The 2,842-nt window shown below is 69.5% G+C and carries 2 protein-coding genes and 2 pseudogenes; all 4 read left to right on the top strand.

The annotated features are described in order from the left end of the window. On the top strand, positions 1 to 944 hold a 944-nt coding region (locus PKH97_RS15645), incomplete at its 5' end, for a hypothetical protein (protein ID WP_324388533.1). Beyond that, positions 944 to 1,477 carry a phage holin family protein gene (locus tag PKH97_RS15640; RefSeq protein WP_324388531.1) on the top strand — a complete coding sequence of 178 codons (534 nt, stop codon included), beginning with the start codon at positions 944 to 946 and terminating at the stop codon, positions 1,475 to 1,477. The genes PKH97_RS15645 and PKH97_RS15640, both read left to right, overlap by 1 nt. Positions 1,478 to 1,515: 38 nt before the next feature. Beyond that, positions 1,516 to 2,127 (top strand): annotated as a pseudogene (locus tag PKH97_RS15635) (DUF3618 domain-containing protein); the annotation flags it as partial. 141 nt (positions 2,128 to 2,268) lie between these two features. Beyond that, positions 2,269 to 2,773, top strand: a pseudogene (locus tag PKH97_RS15630) (LLM class flavin-dependent oxidoreductase); the annotation flags it as partial. Positions 2,774 to 2,842 lie beyond the last annotated feature (69 nt).

Raw genomic sequence — 2,842 nt, 5'->3', positions numbered from 1 at the left:
CCACTATGTCCGACACACCGTTCGACCAGACCGCCATTCCGCCGACCGGAAAGGACGCCGCCCGCGACGGCCAGCCGGCACAGGGCCAGGGAGCGCACGGTCAGACCACGCAGGGTCAGACCGCGCAGGGCGGCCAGACCCCCCGGGTCACCCAGCCCGCGCAGACCCCGCACACCGGCCAGGCCGCCCAGAGCGGCCAGCCCGCACGCACCGCCAAAACCACCCAGGCTCCGGGTCAGTCGACCAGCCAGGCCACCGGCCAGGGCGCCAAGGCCACCGCGGACACCGCCAAGGACGAGGCCAAGAGCGTCGCCCAGGACGCGAGCGAGAGCGGCAAGGCCGTCGCCTCCACCGCCAAGGACGAGGCGCAGCAGGTCGTCGGCGAGGCCAAGAACCATGCCCAGGATCTCTTCCACCAGGCCCGCTCCGAGGTGAGCACCCAGGCCGCCACCCAGCAGGAGCGCGTCGCCGGCCTGCTCCGCTCGGTCTCCGGCGAACTTGGCGACATGGGCAACAACGCCCAGACCGGAATGGCCAGTGGCCTGGTCAACCAGGCTGCCGGTCAACTCGATCAGGTCGCCGGCTGGCTGGAGAACCGTGAGCCGGCCGAGCTGCTCGAGGACGTCAAGCGCTACGCCCGCCGCAACCCCGGCACCTTCCTGGCGATCGCTGGCCTCGTCGGCTTCGTCGGTGGCCGCGTCACCCGCAGCCTGCAGGCGCAGGCCGGCGATGACAATGACCACCGCTGCGCATACCGGGCCCTCCCGGTGAACAGCCACCAGGTCGGCACCCAGCACGTGCAGAGCGTGGCTCCCGCGTACGGCGGCGGCGAGCGCACCGTAGCCCCGCAGTCCGGTGGCCCGACCGCGCCGGCTCAGCCGGCCGCGCCGCGCGTCTCCGGCACCACCGGCACCACCGACCTGGGGAGAGAGGGTCGTCGCTGATGAGTTCTCCGTTCGACCAGTACGACGCGAGCGCGCCGGACTCGCGCGGCGCTACGGCCGCCCAACCGGGGCAGCGGCAGCCCGCTGCCCCCGGCGAAGTGCGCCCCGCCGAGCAGATCGAAGGCGCGCACGACACCTACGACAAGGGTGAGGTCGGCTCGATCGGCGCCATCCTCGGCGCCGTGGCCGGTGACGTCTCCACGCTGATGCAGCAGGAAGTCGCCCTCGCCAAGGCCGAGATCCGTCAGTCGGCGCAGAATGCCGGCAAGGGCGCGGGCATGCTCGCCGGTGCCGGGGTGGCCGGCCACCTCGCCCTCATCTTCCTGTCGATCGCCCTGTGGTGGGGACTTGGCTCGTGGAGGGACAACTTCGGGGTTGCGGCGCTCATCGTCGGGATCCTCTGGGCCGTCATCGCAGCCGCCCTGGCGGCGAAGGGCCGGTCCGAACTCAAGCAAGTCAACGGAGTGCCGCGCACGATGGAGACCGCCAAGAAGGTCCCGGATGCGCTCAAGGGAAATGAGGACCACCGATGAGCAACACCACGTAGTCGTTCGACAGCACTGACCCCGAAGAGCTGCGTCGCCAGATCGAGCAGACCCGGGAGAACCTCAGCCAGAACGTCAACGCCCTCGGCGAGGCCGTGGACCCCTCCGCGGTCGCCAAGCGCCAGGTCGAGAAGGTCCAGGACAAGGTCGTCGGCGCTGGCCGGGGCCTGAAGGAGAAGGTCATGGGCAGCGACAACGTCTATGACGGCAGCGACGGCATCGCCGCCAAGTTCAGCGACGCCGGCGAGTCCGCGAAGGACGCCGTGGGCAATGCCCCGGCCGCCGCCAAGCGCAAGGCCGCGGGCAACCCTCTGGCCGCCGGCCTGGTCGCCCTCGGTGCGGGCTGGTTGCTCGGCTCCCTGCTGCCGGCTTCGCAAAAGGAGCAGCAGCTCACCGAGTCCGCCAAGGAGACCATCCAGGAGAAGGGCCAGCCCCTCCTGGACGAGGTCAAGTCGGCGGCGCAGGATGTCGCGGACAACCTCAAGGAGCCTGCGCAGCAGGCCGCGGCTGCGCTGAAGGAGAGCGCCCAGGAGAGCGTCGAGAAGGTCAAGTCCGAAGGTCAGGACGCGGCCCAGACGGTCAAGGAGAGCGCTCAGGACTCCAAGGAGACCGTTCAGCAACAGCAGCGCCGCAGCTGAGGTTCGCCACACCGCATACCTGCGTAGGGCCCCCACCGACTCGGTGCGGGCCCTACGTTCGTGTCCGGTTGGGCGGGAATGCCAGCACGGAGGGTAACGTTCCGCATGCAGTTGAAGTTTCAACTACATATCCGGTGCGTGATGCAGTTCGGGATCTTCACCGTCGGCGACATCACCCCAGACGCTTACACGGGGCGGGCGCCCAGCGAGTACGCGCGGATCAAGGCGACCGTGGCGATCGCCGGCAAGGCCGAGGAAGTGGGCCTGGACGTCTTCGCCACGGGCGAGCACCACAATCCGCCGTTCGGCGCCCCGGCCAATCCGCCGGTGCTGCTCGCGGCGATCGCGGCGCAGACCGACCGCCTCGTCCTGTCCCGCGACCACCCTGATCACCACCAATGACCCGGTGCGGCTGGCGGAGGACTACGCCTATCTGCCGCATCTATCGGATGGGCGCATGGACATCATGCTCGGACGCGGGAACACCGGGCCGGTCTATCCCTGGTTCGGCAAGGACATCCGTTCCGGCTTGGAGCTGGCCGTGTAGAACTATGCACTACTGCACCGGTTGTACCGCGAGGAAAATGTCACCTGGCAGGGCAAGCACCGTACGCTGCTGTCGGGATTCACGTCGACACCGCGGCCCTGGACGGGTTGCCGAGCCCGCAAGAGGTCATCGAGCGCACGCTCGGCTTCCGGGAGTATGTCGGGGATT

This window comes from Nostocoides sp. (genome assembly GCF_035343835.1).
In the GTDB taxonomy this organism is placed as follows: Bacteria; Actinomycetota; Actinomycetes; order Actinomycetales; family Dermatophilaceae; genus Nostocoides_A; species Nostocoides_A vanveenii.
The sequence above is the reverse complement of the archived record's forward strand: the minus strand, read 5'-3'. Positions and strand labels throughout refer to the sequence as shown.